This is a genomic window from Pseudobacteroides cellulosolvens ATCC 35603 = DSM 2933 (assembly GCF_001262605.1).
Lineage (GTDB): Bacteria > Bacillota > Clostridia > Acetivibrionales > DSM-2933 > Pseudobacteroides > Pseudobacteroides cellulosolvens.
This window is the reverse complement of record NZ_LGTC01000001.1, coordinates 704,446-719,760: the sequence shown is the minus strand read 5'-3', so window position 1 is coordinate 719,760 and position 15,315 is coordinate 704,446. Positions and strand designations below refer to the sequence as shown.

16 protein-coding genes and 1 pseudogene are annotated in these 15,315 nt (G+C 33.9%); 13 read left to right on the top strand and 4 right to left on the bottom strand.

The annotated features are described in order from the left end of the window. The first annotated feature begins 541 nt into the window (after positions 1 to 541). Positions 542 to 700, top strand: coding sequence for a hypothetical protein (locus Bccel_RS32285; RefSeq protein ID WP_338053597.1), 159 nt, complete (start codon positions 542 to 544; stop codon positions 698 to 700). 434 nt (positions 701 to 1,134) lie between these two features. On the opposite strand, the gene Bccel_RS03065 is transcribed toward Bccel_RS32285, so the two are convergent. Next, positions 1,135 to 1,590 (bottom strand): hypothetical protein, encoded by a 456-nt coding sequence (locus Bccel_RS03065; protein ID WP_036942931.1) that lies wholly within the window; start codon positions 1,588 to 1,590, stop codon positions 1,135 to 1,137. Positions 1,591 to 2,205: 615 nt separating this feature from the next. Here Bccel_RS03065 and Bccel_RS31200 point away from each other — a divergent pair. The 11 genes and pseudogenes from Bccel_RS31200 to Bccel_RS03010 all read left to right on the top strand — a co-directional run. Continuing rightward, a pseudogene (locus tag Bccel_RS31200) lies at positions 2,206 to 2,487 on the top strand (nucleoside recognition domain-containing protein); the annotation flags it as partial. Further along, positions 2,484 to 2,690 (top strand): hypothetical protein, encoded by a 207-nt coding sequence (locus Bccel_RS03055; protein ID WP_036942925.1) that lies wholly within the window; start codon positions 2,484 to 2,486, stop codon positions 2,688 to 2,690. The pseudogene Bccel_RS31200 and the gene Bccel_RS03055, both read left to right, overlap by 4 nt. A gap of 242 nt (positions 2,691 to 2,932) precedes the next feature. Next, on the top strand, positions 2,933 to 4,519 hold the full coding sequence (locus Bccel_RS03050) for a spore germination protein (RefSeq protein ID WP_242856989.1): 1,587 nt from the start codon (positions 2,933 to 2,935) through the stop codon (positions 4,517 to 4,519). Beyond that, entirely contained in the window at positions 4,512 to 5,672 is a 1,161-nt protein-coding gene (locus Bccel_RS03045; RefSeq protein WP_036942922.1) for a Ger(x)C family spore germination protein, read from the top strand. Before Bccel_RS03050 ends, Bccel_RS03045 begins: the two co-directional genes overlap by 8 nt. Before the next feature lie 13 nt (positions 5,673 to 5,685). Continuing rightward, positions 5,686 to 5,901 (top strand): hypothetical protein, encoded by a 216-nt coding sequence (locus Bccel_RS03040; protein WP_036942921.1) that lies wholly within the window; start codon positions 5,686 to 5,688, stop codon positions 5,899 to 5,901. 1 nt (position 5,902) lies between these two features. Next, a complete protein-coding gene (locus Bccel_RS03035; protein WP_050753041.1) occupies positions 5,903 to 6,541 on the top strand; it encodes a GerAB/ArcD/ProY family transporter in 639 nt (212 codons plus the stop codon). Positions 6,542 to 6,635: 94 nt separating this feature from the next. Further along, a complete protein-coding gene (gene tnpA, locus Bccel_RS03030) occupies positions 6,636 to 6,989 on the top strand; it encodes an IS66 family insertion sequence element accessory protein TnpA (protein WP_050753040.1) in 354 nt (117 codons plus the stop codon). Continuing rightward, positions 6,986 to 7,339, top strand: a complete 354-nt coding sequence (gene tnpB / locus Bccel_RS03025; RefSeq protein WP_050753039.1) for an IS66 family insertion sequence element accessory protein TnpB — start codon at positions 6,986 to 6,988, stop codon at positions 7,337 to 7,339. Before tnpA ends, tnpB begins: the two co-directional genes overlap by 4 nt. A 64-nt stretch (positions 7,340 to 7,403) precedes the next feature. Further along, entirely contained in the window at positions 7,404 to 9,008 is a 1,605-nt protein-coding gene (tnpC, locus tag Bccel_RS03020; protein WP_050753038.1) for an IS66 family transposase, read from the top strand. Then, positions 9,005 to 9,280, top strand: coding sequence for a hypothetical protein (locus Bccel_RS03015; RefSeq protein ID WP_036944604.1), 276 nt, complete (start codon positions 9,005 to 9,007; stop codon positions 9,278 to 9,280). The genes tnpC and Bccel_RS03015 overlap by 4 nt, the downstream gene beginning before the upstream one ends. 83 nt (positions 9,281 to 9,363) lie before the next feature. Next, positions 9,364 to 9,807: a GerAB/ArcD/ProY family transporter gene (locus tag Bccel_RS03010; RefSeq protein WP_050753037.1), complete on the top strand. Its 444-nt coding sequence runs from the start codon at positions 9,364 to 9,366 to the stop codon at positions 9,805 to 9,807. Here Bccel_RS03010 and Bccel_RS03005 read toward each other — a convergent pair. The 3 genes from Bccel_RS03005 to Bccel_RS02995 all read right to left on the bottom strand — a co-directional run bounded on the left by Bccel_RS03005 (position 9,766) and on the right by Bccel_RS02995 (position 13,243). Further along, the gene (locus Bccel_RS03005) at positions 9,766 to 10,473 is read right to left on the bottom strand and encodes a response regulator transcription factor (protein ID WP_050753036.1); all 708 of its coding nucleotides are present in this window, start codon (positions 10,471 to 10,473) and stop codon (positions 9,766 to 9,768) included. The genes Bccel_RS03010 and Bccel_RS03005 overlap by 42 nt on opposite strands. Positions 10,474 to 10,565: 92 nt before the next feature. Then, on the bottom strand, positions 10,566 to 12,008 hold the full coding sequence (locus Bccel_RS03000) for a sensor histidine kinase (RefSeq protein ID WP_036945856.1): 1,443 nt from the start codon (positions 12,006 to 12,008) through the stop codon (positions 10,566 to 10,568). 377 nt (positions 12,009 to 12,385) lie between these two features. After that, entirely contained in the window at positions 12,386 to 13,243 is an 858-nt protein-coding gene (locus tag Bccel_RS02995) for a hypothetical protein (RefSeq protein WP_036945854.1), read from the bottom strand. A 438-nt stretch (positions 13,244 to 13,681) separates the two neighbouring features. Between Bccel_RS02995 and Bccel_RS02990 the strand changes: the two genes are divergently transcribed. Continuing rightward, positions 13,682 to 15,304 carry an IS1182 family transposase gene (locus Bccel_RS02990; protein WP_050753035.1) on the top strand — a complete coding sequence of 541 codons (1,623 nt, stop codon included), beginning with the start codon at positions 13,682 to 13,684 and terminating at the stop codon, positions 15,302 to 15,304. Positions 15,305 to 15,315 lie beyond the last annotated feature (11 nt).

Below are 15,315 nucleotides of genomic sequence, written 5' to 3'. Positions count from 1 at the left end.
AATTTAATTTATTATAATAAAAATTTATCAAATATCATTTCCATTAAATTTGTTTAAAGTAATAAATGAAATATTTGAAAATTTAATTTTCAGCATTTACTTTTTGTATAATAACTGTTTCGAGCTTAGAAATTCTAAATTTTCGGCACAATCCTAGACATGTATGAGGACTTCTTACAAAATAAAGCTAGCTCTTCTTTAGCTAGCCAGATTTTTATATCTTAATGCCATTATATAATTCTGACTTTGAATAATTTCAAGATTATCCTTAAACTTAATTTTTCACCTAAATATTATCACTTTTTATTAAAATATACAATTATTTTTTGAGCACAACTTAAATATGCTAAAAATCACAGCCAAGCTACATCTCACTTGATAACGCTAATCCAAGGCCTGGGGTAAGTGAAATTCTGAAAGTCGATATGAATATAAAAATTTTGCTGGTTTTGCAGGTTGCCAAGTTCACTTAACATATGATCCTGCAGAAATAGAATATTGTACTCCAAGCAAAGGTATGCTTGAATTTGGGAATAATTATATGAGACTGGAACCATACAAGAGCAGCAATGCTGCTGAAACAACAGGAACTGTTGGAGTTATCTGTTTTAAAGTGCTGTCAAACAGTCCAACAAGCGTTAAGTTTGAAAACTGTGCCTTATTGACAAAGCCGGTAAACGGTACAATGATTTTTAACTGAGATGGTAAACAACTTAGCAACTATTCTACATATAATCTTACACTTAACTAAAATTTCCGTATTGTTGATTATAAACTCTTATTAAATATCGCTTCAAACTTATTACCAAAAAAAGGGCATTACTCACTACTTAAAAGTAGTTTTGTAATACCTCCTTTATAATCCTATATACTTTTGCTATAGGGGCTGGTAAAAGGGTAGCTTTCAAGATGCTCCCACTACCCATTACTAAGACAAAGTCTGCTGACTGCACTCTTCACTTGCAGATGCATTTTTTCTGCTGTTGCATAGTTGGTCTAAACAACCTGTGCTACCTGTGAAATTGAATGGTTAATCTGTTCTATGGGTATAATATAAAAGTAGTGTCATAAAACTATTTTGTAGTTTACAACACCAATTTACATTATAACTTTATTCAACAGTATAATAAATCCTTAATTCTTTTTTAATTTTTCTTTTATTTGATTTTCAAGTTCTTTATTCATTTGCATTTTAACATCTTGAATATTATTATTTACAGAAGTTGTTATCGAATCTTTAGCTTGTTTAACTTGATTATCTGCAACAGCATCTGTTTCTTTTTTCATTGCGTCAAAATAGTTGTTTAATTCTTGATTTGCTCTGTTTATCTCGTTGCTCTTATGTGTTTCAAATTCATTTATGATTTTGTCGGTCTTATCATTAACATATTGCCCTATCTTTTCCTTATATTGCTTGCTAAGATTTTCAGTTTCTATACTAGTTGAATTGGTGTAATAACCTTTAATTGAATTGATACCGTTGTTGATCAGATTAATAATATTTGAATCAAGAAGGGTTACTGCATAAACCTGTGCACTGCCTAGTAATAACAATAATCCAAGAATACTGATAAAAATTTTCTTTTTCATACTTAAACTACCATCACCCTTTCACCGTTATATACCTACATGAAAAATTATATATTTAAGTGTATACATTTTCAATTTGTAAATTATAGAAACTATTTATGTTTTGGACCTGCTGAGTAAATCTCTTAATTTTTTAGAACTTTCCTTGGTTTGTTATTTTTGCAACTTGTATCGTCAAAGTGATAACATTACATTGATTATAAAAAGGAGACTTTGAAATACATGTATAGAATTACAAAAATATTCAGTTTGTTAACATTTCTTAAAAATACTTTTAATAATAAAAAGAACATAAATGTTTTTATTATCGCAATCCTTTCCATAGGTATTTCTATCTTTGCTTTTTATTTGGTCTCAACAAATGAAAAGCATTATAAAAATACTATTGCAAAAATTACATCTATAACTGAAAAAAATTAAACAACACGCAAAACGATACTACAAAAAGATACGAGCAGCAGCTAAAAGCTATTATAATGAATGGTATTAATGAAGGGAAGGAAATTCAGTTAAACAATACAGTAACATTCTCTCAAGCTTATAATTTTAGGTTTAACGTAAATGATGAGATTTTTGTTGCACTTAATGTAAATACAAACAATGAAATTATATCCTCTAAAATCTTTCCTTTTTTGGGTTGAAGACCATTTAACCGGCTTTTTTATATGGGCAGGCACACCTCAATGGGTACATGGTTTATTAGTCATGGGAATATATAGAACCTTAGCATGGGTTGTTTCAGTTATGTTGCCTCCAACGGCTATATTCTTTCAGTTGTTTACATTGCTGGAATACATTGGCTATTTGCCTAGAGTGGCATTCAATCTTGATAACTTTTTCAAAAAAGCTCGTGCTCACGGTAAACAGACACTAACCATGTGCATGGGGTTCGGATGCATTGGCCATGCGGAACAACATGCTGGACAATAAAAAAGGAATCACAAAGTTTAAAATGGACTCTGGCTGCATTTCTTGTGCCAACTGTAACAGGAATTATAATTTGTTTTATCGTAGCAAATACAGTTAGGCTGCTGGGATTGGTGGAATTAGATCTATATCCTAATATCAAAAGCATTATAATACCAACAATCAGCCTGTAATAGGCAAAGGTTTTTTAAGGAAACCTAGACATATCTGGAACATCAAGTTAATCTTTCTTATTTCATCAACATGGTCAAATACTTAATTTTTATAATGCAAAGGCAGAAAATTCGACTGCATTTGCTAATGTAAAATCTTTTTTGTAACATATATAAATTGATAAACCTAAAATCAAATAAAAACTAAAATAATTTATGGTTTAGAATAAGCTTCTATGTCAATACTCTATGTGGGTGATTATATGTTCAAAAGACTATCAAACTTTTTTATGATGAAAAAAACAAAAAGAGAAACTAAAAAAGAGCATTTAGGTAAGAGTAATAGGTATAAAAATGAAAATATTCCAAAATCTATTGCTGAAATAAAAGAAAAACTTAATAAGGATTTTACCAATTGTAGCGATTTTGTCATTCGGGAAGTAGAGATAGGAAAGCTCAAAACAAAGATAATTGTTGCTTTCTTTGAAGGGTTTGTAGATAGACAAATTCTGTCACAAAATGTTATTGAGCCAATTATTAATTACTCAGGTAATGATGAAAAGAATAAGATTCACGAATTGCTTAAGACAAATATCATTAGTAGCTGTACAATATCAGAATTGAATAACTACGAAGATACAATAGATGGAATATCGTCCGGTGAAGCTGTTATTTTTATTGAGGGTGAAAGCAAGGCATTTAAGGTGGGTGTAAAATCACCAGAAAAGAGAGCTGTTGAACAGCCAGACACAGAAGTTTCTATTAAAGGTTCAAGGGAGGGTTTTACCGAAAATTTAAGAAGCAATACCATTTTACTTCGGCGAAGAATTAAAAACCCTCAATTCAAGATAGAAAGCATTAAGCTTGGTGAAGAAACCAAGACGGATATTGCTATCTGTTATATTGATGGAATAGTAAAGAAGGAAATAATTGATGAAGTACGAAGAAGGCTCCAACGAATTAAAATTGATGCAGTTCTGGCTACAGGATATTTAGAGCAGTTTATTCAAGATGGTAAGTATCCTCTCTTCCCTATGGTTGGAAATAGTGAAAAGCCAGATAAGGTTGCCGCAAAGCTTCTTGAGGGCAGAGTAGCAATTATAGCAGATGGAACGCCCACAGTACTCACAGTGCCGTTTTTATTTATTGAAACTCTGCAAGCCCAGGAAGATTATTTCGGAGAGTTCTATTTTGCTTCATTTGTGAGGGTTTTGAGGTACATTTCGTTATTGATATCATTATATTTGCCAGCTTTATACGTAGCACTGACTACATTCCATCAAACGGTTATACCTTTTAAACTAATGCTAACAATGGCAGCTTCAAGAGAAGGGTTACCATTTTCTGCGTTTACAGAAGCCCTTTTGATGGTTCTTACATTTGAGGTTCTTCGAGAAGCAGGAATCAGAATGCCAAGGGCGATTGGTCAGGCGGTTAGCATTGTAGGAGCTATTGTAATAGGAGAATCAGCAGTAAATGCTGGTATTGCATCTGCTCCCCTTGTAATAGTATCAGCTCTTGCTGGAATATGTAGTTTTATTGTTCCTCCATTAATGAAAACAGGAGCAATTTTAAGAATAGGGTTACTTGTTGCAGCAGAAATACTAGGATTAATGGGTATAGGTGTTGTAACAATAGTCTTAATTACTTACCTATGTAATAAAAGGTCATTTGGCATTCCGTACCTTACTCCGTTTTCGCCTCTACATACCGCTGACCTTAAGGACTCTCTCATTGTTGTGCCTATTTGGGCAATGTTTTCCAGACCCCGTGCATTGACTGAAGGACAAGACACAACAAGAACAACAGGTAAATCCTTTTCTTCAAAGGAGGGGAAAACTGATGAATAGAAGGTTTTTATGCTTAATATTATCTTTTTACATGTTATTGACTATTACCGGATGCTGGAATAATCGCGATTTAAGTGAGCTTGCTATTGCAAGTGCTTTTGGAATTGACAGAACTGAAGATGGAAAAGTAATGGTTTCGGTTCAAATTCTTCAACCTTCTGCAGCAAAAGCTGGAGGTAAAGATGGTGGCGGTGGAGATAAAAAGGGCTATGTTGTAGTAAGCAATACAGCAGATACAATTTTTGGTGCTTTGAGAGAGATGCTATCTAGAGTAAGCTTGAGAATATTTTATAGCTCTGCTCAAGTCATTATCATTGGAGAGGATGCTGCAAGAGCTGGTATTGAAGATTACATAGATTTTACATTAAGAGACCATGAGACACAGTTTAAAACATTAGTGGCAGTATCAAAAGGCACAACAGCAAAGGAAATACTAGAAAAGGAATTTGATTTATCCAATGTTCCTGGAGCCTACATTAGAGATATATTAAACAATGCTGATTCACGGGCTTTTAACAAGAATATGATTTTACTCGAAGTAGCAAGAGAATTGGCTACTGAGGGCAAAGAGCTTTCTATTGGAGCAATAAAAATTGATGGTAATACTCCTAGTGCTGAGGGCATGGCTGTTTTCTTAAAAGGGAAAATGGCCGGCTGGTTAGATAGCTTTGAGACTCGAGGATATATGCTTGCAACAGGGCGTTTAGAAGGAACTATCATAGAAGTGGCAGACCCACAAGGATCAAAAAAGCAGCTTGCTATTGAAGTTCAGAAAACTAATAAAAAACAGAGCATTGAATTTAATTCCCATGGTAAACCTGAAGTTAATATAGAGATTGGAATACAAGCAAATATTGGAGAGCAATATGCTGGTGGAAGCATGAAAGAAGATGAGATTGCCAGGCTTATTGCTGTAAGTTGCAATAAAAAAGTGAAAAATGAGATTTTACAAACCATTACAAAATGTCAAAAGGAATATAAGAGCGATATATTTGGTTTCGGTGCAAAAGTTTTTGATGTAGCACCTGATTATTGGAAAAGTGTTCGAGAAAAATGGAACCCTGAAATTTTTCCAGAACTTAAGGTAAACATAGAAGTTAAGACAAAAATACTACGTTCCGGACTGATAGGTAAATCCATAGAAGTAAAGTAAAGAGGTGATTGATTTGGTGAAAGTTATTACTGCAATATGTATCATTGTACTTTTCAATTTAAGAGAGCTATTGCAATCAAAAGAAAAAGGAAAAATTATGGCAATATATTTTTCCTTTATGGGAGCTAGTTTGGCTTTAGGGATCTTAATCAGTATAGATAAACAGCCAACCAGCCTTACTATCATGATTATGGATTTTGTGAAAGCTTTTGGATGGGGTGAAGGATGAAATGAAAGAAGTTAAGTTATCAAATATTCAATTGGGTATGCTTGCACTTGGCTTTTTATATGGTAGTACAGCAATTGTGAATCCTGCTAGTGCAGCTAAAAGAGACGCATGGATATCCGTGCTTCTTGGGTGGGCAATTGGAGCAATACTCATACTCATGGTTCTATATATATCAAAAATTAACAAGGGAAAAACTTTGTCTGAAATTCTGTTAAGCTGCTTTGGCAAGGTATTTGGAAAGATATTCATGGGTTTTTTTATCATTTTCTTTTTATATAAAGCAACTATAAATACAAGAGCATTTGGTGAGTTTATGGCAACGGTAAGTTATCCTGAAACGCCATTGATAGTATTAATGGGAGTATTTATTTTAGGGGCTATATATGTAGCCCGAAGTGGACTTGCTTGCTTGGGAAGGGTTTCAGAAATATTAGTTCCCCTAATACCTTTTCCCATATTTGTTGTAGCTAGTTCAATGATAACAATGAAGAATTATTCCGGATTCCAGCCTATGCTGATGGAGGTTATGCCAATAATAAAAAGTGCTGCAAGTTACATTGCTACAATTTCTGGCGATTTTATTGTTTTTCTTATGCTACTTCCATATACAAATGTAAGCGTAAATTACATCATCACATAGTATAACAAGTACAAAGCTGATATAATCACGAATGATTAGGTTGAAAAAGTCTAAAAAGTAATGAAACTTTTTCAACCAGAAATGGAGTGATTGTATGAATACACAAAAAGTTGCAGAAGAATATCGATTATCACAATGGGCACAAGTAATTCAGGCACAACAGGAAAGTGGGCAAAGTATCAAGGATTTCTGTGAGTCTACAGGCATACGCAAAAACAAATACTTTTACTGGCAAAAGAAGTTACGAAGTGAGGCTTGCACTGAGCTTGCTAAGGCTGAAGAGTCAAGAAATATTGTGCCAAGCGGATGGATGCAGCTGGAATCTAAACAAATGCAAGACATAAAAGAATCTTTGGACATTGAAATTAATGGCTTTCATATAACTTTTACGTCCGAGACCAATACTGAACTTCTAAAAAAAGCTTGTTGTACACTGAGGTCGCTATGATAAGATGGAGTGATAAATCTGTATATCTATGTTGTGGTTATACCGATATGAGAAAATCCATTAACGGTATGACGATGCTGGTAAAGGAGAGTTTTTCCTTGGATCCTTTTGATGATGCACTATTTGTTTTTTGTAACAAAAGCAGAGACAGACTGAAGATCTTGGAATGGGACGGCGATGGATTTTGGTTGTACTTTAAGCGTCTGGAACGAGGGCGTTTTCGCTGGCCTGCTGAAGGAAATGACAAAACCATGATTCTTAATGCTAACGAATTGACCTGCCTAATTGATGGTGCCAGATTAGAAAAAAAGCTTAAGAGAAACGAAGTTTTTGAAAGACAAATAACTTAAAAATATTCTATTGAAATATGCCTAAGATCTTGGAATTATGGGGGGTTTATGGTATAATTATCTTATGAAAACAAAAGAAAATCCAGCAGAAAATTTCATCAAAATAATAAAAGAATTAAAGAAAGAGAACGAGCAACTAAAGCAGCAAAACCAGTGGCTGATGGAGCAGTTTCGTCTTTCAAAGCATAAGAAATATTGTGCATCCAGCGAACATAACTCTGTAGACCAGATTTGTCTTTTCAACGAAGCGGAAACGACTGGGGTTTTGACTATACCACAACCTGGTTTTACTGAGGTGAAGGCTTATCACCGCAAAAAAAGCCGCTTAATAACTGATAAACTTCCTGATGATTTACCTATAGAGATAATTGAACACGAATTGCCGAAAACAGAGCGTTTCTGTCCGGAATGCAGCAGTGAATTGCATGAAATGGGAAAAGAAACACGTGAAGAAATAAAGATTATTCCTGCCAAAGCAGTAATTATACGCCATGTACGATACGTTTATTCATGTCGGAAGTGTGAAAGTACCTCTGATCATGTACCGATTGTTAAGGCGGATATGCCTGAGCCTGTCATAAAAGGCGGATTTGCTTCGCCAGATACAATTGCCCATATTGCATCACAGAAATTCATGATGGCATCACCATTATACCGACAAGAGCAGGAGTGGAAGCAAAATGGAATCATGCTCTCACGCCAAACTATGTCTAATTGGCTCATCAAGGCTTCTGAGGACTGGTTGGAGCCGATATATCTGGCAATGAAACATAGATTGTGCAAACATGATGTGCTTCATGCAGATGAGAGTGCTCTACAGGTGCTAAAAGAACCGGGGAAAACGCCACACTCAAAGAGTTACATGTGGCTGTTCCGAACCAGTGGAGAGGCAAAGCACCAGATTGTGCTTTATGAATACCAACCAGACAGGAAGCATATACATCCAGAAAAATTTTTAAAAGATTTTTCTGGCTATATCCACGCAGATGGATACGAAGGGTATCATAAATTACCGGGAAACATTATGGTAGTTGGCTGCCTGGCTCATCTGCGGAGGAAGCTTTTTGATGCGTTGAAAATCTTGCCAAAGGACAAACAGCCTGGTTCAAATGCAGCCAAAGGAGTAGAATATTGTGACAAGCTGTTTCATCTCGAGAAGCAATTTGCTTCGTTGTCCCCAGAAAACAGGCATAAAGAGCGTGAAAGGCAGTCTAAACCTCTGATAAACGAATTTTTTAACTGGATGGAACAATTGAATGCATTACCAAATACACTACTTGGAAAAGCGGCATATTATGCAAAGAGCCAACGAAAGTATCTTGAAAGGTATCTGCTTGATGGCAGGTTGGAAATTTCAAACAACCGTGCAGAACGTAGTATAAAACCTTTTGTTATCGGGCGAAAAAATTGGCTTTTTTCCAATACACCTAACGGTGCGAAGGCAAGTGCAATTTATTATAGCCTGATCGTGACAGCAATCGAAAACGGCTTAAATCCATTTGAATATTTATCGTGGATTCTTACAAACGCCCCTAACCTTGGAAAATCGGGATATGTAACAAAAATTGAAGATTTATTGCCTGACAGCGATAAAATACCATCCAATGTGTTTGTACCAAAGCCAAAAGGAACAGCACCTGAAAAATATGCCTGGGAGGAAGACAAATGAACTACAAAAAGCACACATCATTTATGATTGATTTCATCTCTGATTTTGTAAATGGTGAAATAGACCGTTATTTTTTTGATTTGGATTATTCTGCTTATGTGATAGAGCATTTTCCTCATATGGAGCTTGAGGACGCCAGATTTGCAGACTGGTTTGCCCATACAATAGATCAGACATATGAGCGTGGAACTGATCTTGGTCTACCAGATGAAGAGTTTAGGGTTGAAATATCTAAGGCTCTGGATGAATGGCTTGGTAGGAAAAGATATTGATATTATTTAATTGAGATGCCTATATGTCTGCTTGTATTTGACGCTTACATACAAATAATGAGAAGGGCAGATTTAAAGCGTCGATGATAGCATATACTGGCGTTGGTGTTTTGTCGATGATAATAGTGGTCAGAAACCTAAAAGTAATCGGACCTGTCCTAATTGAAAACGTATCGTATGCTTCACACATTGCTGCTCAATTAATACCAGGAGTGAGTATTGACCCACTTATTGATATAAATTTGCTTCTTGGCGGAGGACTTAAGGTTGCTCTATTTTTATATGCAGCAGTGAAAGGAACAGCTGAGTTATTTGGAATAAAAGATAATAAACTTTTAACATGCCCAATCGCAGTGTTTATTATTGCATGTTCTTTTTGGATTGTTCCTAATGCACTTGAACTTAAAAGATGGAATGGAAGTTTAGGTATTATTCTTTTAACAATTCCGTTCCAAGTCATTCTACCAATGTTGATGCTTATAATTTCACTCATTAAAAGGCCGAAAGAAAATAAGAGTCCTTGCTAGTACACTAATTTTATTTTTGTGAGTTTGATTTACACAAGTACTCTTTTTTAAAAAACCTTTCCTCTTTATTTTTTCAACTGCATCATGAATTGTTTTGCTTTCAAGCTTCCTAATTATGCTATGGATATGATTTTTCAGAGTATTATCTGAAATGTATAAACATTCCAGTACATCTTTTTTGCTTTTACCTTCAGTGAACATTTTGAATATTTCTTTTTCCTGAGTGGTTAAAGGATAAAGCAGTTCATTAATCCTTAACCTCTGATAATCCTTTGCCAAAACCTCGTTTGGAGTGGAACTTTTTAATGTGCTTCTTATAATAGAGGGTATATCCTTATAGTTATTTTTTAAAATATAGTTTACGGCACCTGCTATGTAAGCATTCTGAATTATTTCCCGATCCGACATAGCAGTTAACATAATGACTTTAACATCCTTATGACATAGTATTTCAGCTGTGGCATATATTCCATCAAGTTCGTTGCCTGAAAGGTTGATATCCATCAGTATTATATCTGCATCTGTAGATGTACATATTTCAATAGCTTTATCATAATCTCCGGCAACTGCTGTGACCTCAAAGTCCGGTTCCAGTTCCAGAAACAGATTCAATGCCATGACCCACTTTTCATCATCTTCTACAATAATCATTTTGATTTTGTTCATATTATCTCCTATACTCAAACTATACATAAATTAACAATGATTCAAGATATAACAGCCGTTGTATATTTCGCTAGGATTATTTCAATCACCCATTAATTTAAACTATTATTGAAACTAACTTTCATTCCTGAGTCTGTACGTATTTTACTTACAATCCTTTTTTCAGGGAATATAAGACTTACCATCGTACCAGTACCTTTTATGCTTGATACTTCGATATTTCCTTCATGCTTTCTCATAACATTATAGCAGTAGAACAAACCCAAACCAAAGTTCGCATTATTTTTCCTTGTTGTATAGAAAGGATCATACAGATTTGGCAGGTTCTCAGCCAAAATACCTGGTCCGTTATCTTGCACCATAAGTTCTAATAAGTTCCTATGTTTAACTAAATATATACATATTTCTCCACTGCTTTCTAAAGCCTCAATAGAATTATTTATTATATTGCCTAGACACTCTCTTAGATGTGTATAGTCAGCTTTGATAAGATAATCCCGTTCAATGTCATTTCGTATTATGATATTACTCCCAGACATTAATTTTTTATGGTTTTTAACTGTGTTTTCTATTAACTCTTTTAAACTAAATTCACTTTCATCCAGCACTATTGGTTTCGAATTGTCTTTAATTCTTTCAACAAGGTTTAGCATATGATTTAAAGAGTCTTCTATTATTTCGGTGCTTAGAACTATTTTATCTTTTATATCTTTAGACTCAATACTTTTCTGCAGCTCCTTTATGGTGTTATTACACAATGATATCTTGGATACTTCGTTTTTAACAGCATGATTAAAAATAACCGTGCTTGAATTAATTGTCTTGATCGTTGCGTCAAATCTAACTTTTTCAAATTTTATTTTCAACCCAAAAATCCCATATCTTATTATAAAAATCATATATAGTACAAAAAAAACTGCAACTATTATATATGAATACTTCCAAATGATATTATTTCCAAAGGCCTGAGTCACAATTACTATTAAATAATGTGCAATTTCAGTAGGTAAAATAACCATGATAACGAAAAACCTATTGTTTTTTTCAGTTCCGGTCAGTGCCCTTTTATATGTAGATAACAATATAAACAATGAAATGATAATGTAAATTCCTGACCATATGGAAAGAAACCTAAAATCGGGGTTAAAACGTCTTCCTACCGGAAAGATAATAAAACACACTAATGTTGGAATTGAAATCAGGAAAATATATAAAGCATGTTGCCATCTCTTTTTATTTTCCATATATCCGGAAAAATAAATAGAGAACATCAATAAAATTGAGTAGGGTACATAGTGGCTCAAAGATAAAAGGAAGCTTATAAAACACTCCATTGACAATATAAAAAGACTGTCAACATAGCTTTGAACTCTAAGAGACGGTAAAACACCAAATTCCAAATAAGACGCAAAACAACCTGCTGATGCTATAAAAACTGCTAATGCCATTATTAGATTAATAATTTTTTTGGTAGTTGAAATAAAAACCAAAACTGCCTCTACCAGTAATAATACAGATGCAACAAGCATTCCCATTCCTGTACCTCATTTAACCAATACATGGGTTCTGATTATATCTTAATCTTAATTATTCTTTATTCAAAAACAACATTTACTTTTATTAACATTTATTATTATTTTTTATAAGTATATCATAATTTACTTTAAATGACTAGAAAAGTTAGACCTTTTTATAAATTAGAAGGGGCTGTGAGTGGTATAAATCATTAGGAGTTAAATTTTTAGCCACATAGAAATATTTCACACCTTTTGCCGCACTTTCCATAGTCTATCAATTGCTTTTTCCTGGTAAAAAAGGCCGCTACACTTCTTAGTGCAACAGCCTCATCAAACTTATATAAACTTTATTGTTCGATATCTAATATTAAGTCTTTAAAATCTCGATATATTTCTTATTTAATGAATAGTGCCGGGAACATACCACTCCAGGAAGCGTCCAATGAACATTCAATGTAATATTCACCTTTTTCGTTGTTAAACATGCTGGCACTAATAGTTGCACTAACAAAATATTCATCCTGATTAATAGTAGATTTTGTTATTGTAACATCAGTAGGTTTGTAACATGCTGCATGTCCGAAAGATGATGACATCCAATGAAGGTTGCATAATCTCAAATAGATTTGATTTAAAGTCAGCCCTTTACCTGTCAAATCATGAACAGTGAAGCTTAATCTTGACCAATTACCTTGAGTATTGGTAAATGCGGTGGTATCTACATATGCGTCATTTACAATCTTTCTTGGATAATCCGCTACCATGGATCTTGAATATAGAACAGTAAACTGTTGAGAGTACAAGTATGATCCGTTTTGATCATATGTGAATACAAGTACTTTGTAACGGCCTTCTTCTGGAAGTTTTACTTTGTAATATGGACTGCTGAAAAAAATCCCTCCAACACTACTGGCACTTACTGTACCCCAGCAAATAACATTGGCATTTTGCCAAGGACCAAATTCACCAGAACGAATTTTTGTTTCTTTACTTAAATAAACTTGGGTAAGATTCGAATAAACTTTGTTTGACGGATTATCTTTTATTGAAAAATTAAACTCATTACTATAAGTATACAATGTTTTTACAGATCCGTTTTCATTATAAAATGTCCTGTTTGAAGGGAAAGGTGTGCTTATACCCCATGTAGCATCTTCAACATATGCAAATGAAAAATTAGGTATTAAGCAAGTTATTATTGCAGCAACCAACACAAATATAGTCAACCTTTTTTTAACGTTTAATTTATTCATAACTTTTCCTCCATTTCATAAAATACTGTTTAGCATATACAATATACGCCTTTATTTGCTTGGATTACCTAGCAATGCTTAAATTGCATATAATGTATATAATTTAAAAATAAAATATTCATATCCGCTCACCATTGTGTTGAAATTTGTAAATGTAGGCCTACATTATAATTCTTCTTGACAAGCGGGAGTTTATATTTTTATTTTATATTTCTTGAAAATAATTTTGAAGTACTATTTTTTCTAGTTGGGTTATAATAGTACCTTTTTTTATTCTGTGGATTTTGTGTTTGGGGTTTTGCCCACTTCTTGAATAGACATATTTTATCACAATTAAAAGGGGCTGTTGCACTAAGAAATTAGTGTAGGAGCCCTTTTTACTTGCAAAAAACAATTGCCAGACTATTCAAAGTCCGGCAAAAGGTGTAAAATATTTTTATGCTAGTAAAAAATTTAACACATAAAGATTATACTACGCACGGTGGTTTCTATCAATTAAAATTGCCGTTAAATGTTGAATGTATGATTCCGAATGATGATTCTGTAAGGTTGCTGGGTCAAATTGTAGAGGAGATGAATTTATCAGAATTATATAAGACTTATTCCCGTTTAAGGAAAAAACAAGCAACCCCAACACAGATGCTGAAGATCATGCTATATGCTTATATGAATAGTAATTATTCTACAAGGAAAATCGAAAGAGCCTGCAAGCGGGACATTAATTATATGTACCTTCTTGAAGGCTCGCCTGCTCCGGATTATACAACAATTGCAAGATTCAGAAGTATTCATTTTGCACCTGTTTCAGAAAATCTTTTGGCACAGTTTACGCAGATGCTTGCTGAAAACAAAGAAATTTCAATGAAAAATCTATTTATTGATGGGACAAAGCTTGAAGCTGCATCAAATAAATATACTTTTGTCTGGAAAGGTTCTGTCACTAAGAATCAGAAAAAACTGATGGATAAGCTCCCAACTTTTTTAAAACAAACAGAAGAGAATTTTGGATTTAAGATTTTATATGGTGAAGAAATCAAGATGCACCATTTGAAAAAGCTCAGACGTAAACTTTGCAAAATAAAAAACGATGAAGATATTCAATTTGTCTCTGGTATAGGAAAAAGAAAATCTCCTCTCCAAAAAATATTTGAACAGCTGGATGAATACATATCAAGGCTCAAGAAATATAATAAGCATCTGCATCTTATGGGGGATAGAAATAGCTATTCAAAGACAGACCCTGATGCAACCTTCATGAGGATGAAAGAAGATGCTATGAAGAATGGGCAACTAAAACCCGGCTACAACATTCAGTTTGGGGTAGATGCTGAATATATAGTATGGATTAGTGCTGGACCACAGCCTACAGATACAACCACGCTAATACCATTTTTAGACAGCATAAAGAGTCGTTTGAAGTATACTTACAGAAATATAGTTGCAGACTCAGGCTATGAAAGTGAGGAAAACTACGTCTATCTCGATGAGAACGGTCAGCTTGCTTTTATCAAACCTTCCAATTATGAAATTAGTAAGACACGGAAATATAAAACTGATATCAGTAGGAAGGAAAATATGAGCTATGACAAAGAAAACGACTTTTATATATGTAGCAGCGGTAAAAAGCTTGTAGCCACAGGGATTAAATTCAGCAAAAGCAAGACTGGCTATAGAAGTGAGAAAACCTGTTATACATGTGAAGATTGCACTCAATGCCCTATTAAATCAAAATGCATTAAGGGAAACAGCAAAAAGCCATTGGAAGAACGAACCAAGCATCTTGAAGTTTCAAAACTATTTCAGCAAAAACGTGAGGCAGCGATAACCAGAATCCTTAGTGATGAGGGAAAAGAGCTCAGAATGAACCGAAGTATTCAGTCTGAAGGTGCTTTTGGAGAAATAAAACAAGATATGGGATTCAGACGTTTTTTGTGTAAAGGGAAAAAGAATATCTTGGCAGAATGTATTCTTCTTGGCTTAGCTCATAATGTAAACAAACTGCACAACAAAATTCAGTCAGAACGATGTTCTACTTATTTACATCCATTAAAAACAGCTTAGATAAAAATGTT

What these genes read in the sequence shown, in the direction of transcription:
- Bccel_RS03050 (WP_242856989.1), top strand. Translation starts at nt 2,933, where the DNA reads ATGTTCAAAAGACTATCAAACTTTTTTATGATGAAAAAAACAAAAAGA.
- tnpB (WP_050753039.1), top strand. Translation starts at nt 6,986, where the DNA reads ATGATAAGATGGAGTGATAAATCTGTATATCTATGTTGTGGTTATACC.
- tnpC (WP_050753038.1), top strand. Translation starts at nt 7,404, where the DNA reads ATGAAAACAAAAGAAAATCCAGCAGAAAATTTCATCAAAATAATAAAA.
- Bccel_RS03010 (WP_050753037.1), top strand. Translation starts at nt 9,364, where the DNA reads ATGATAGCATATACTGGCGTTGGTGTTTTGTCGATGATAATAGTGGTC.
- Bccel_RS02995 (WP_036945854.1), bottom strand. Translation starts at nt 13,243, where the DNA reads ATGAATAAATTAAACGTTAAAAAAAGGTTGACTATATTTGTGTTGGTT.
- Bccel_RS03005 (WP_050753036.1), bottom strand. Translation starts at nt 10,473, where the DNA reads ATGAACAAAATCAAAATGATTATTGTAGAAGATGATGAAAAGTGGGTC.
- Bccel_RS03035 (WP_050753041.1), top strand. Translation starts at nt 5,903, where the DNA reads ATGAAAGAAGTTAAGTTATCAAATATTCAATTGGGTATGCTTGCACTT.
- Bccel_RS03045 (WP_036942922.1), top strand. Translation starts at nt 4,512, where the DNA reads ATGAATAGAAGGTTTTTATGCTTAATATTATCTTTTTACATGTTATTG.
- Bccel_RS03000 (WP_036945856.1), bottom strand. Translation starts at nt 12,008, where the DNA reads ATGGGAATGCTTGTTGCATCTGTATTATTACTGGTAGAGGCAGTTTTG.
- Bccel_RS03015 (WP_036944604.1), top strand. Translation starts at nt 9,005, where the DNA reads ATGAACTACAAAAAGCACACATCATTTATGATTGATTTCATCTCTGAT.
- Bccel_RS03055 (WP_036942925.1), top strand. Translation starts at nt 2,484, where the DNA reads ATGCATTGGCCATGCGGAACAACATGCTGGACAATAAAAAAGGAATCA.
- Bccel_RS02990 (WP_050753035.1), top strand. Translation starts at nt 13,682, where the DNA reads ATGCTAGTAAAAAATTTAACACATAAAGATTATACTACGCACGGTGGT.
- Bccel_RS03065 (WP_036942931.1), bottom strand. Translation starts at nt 1,590, where the DNA reads ATGAAAAAGAAAATTTTTATCAGTATTCTTGGATTATTGTTATTACTA.
- Bccel_RS32285 (WP_338053597.1), top strand. Translation starts at nt 542, where the DNA reads ATGAGACTGGAACCATACAAGAGCAGCAATGCTGCTGAAACAACAGGA.
- tnpA (WP_050753040.1), top strand. Translation starts at nt 6,636, where the DNA reads ATGAATACACAAAAAGTTGCAGAAGAATATCGATTATCACAATGGGCA.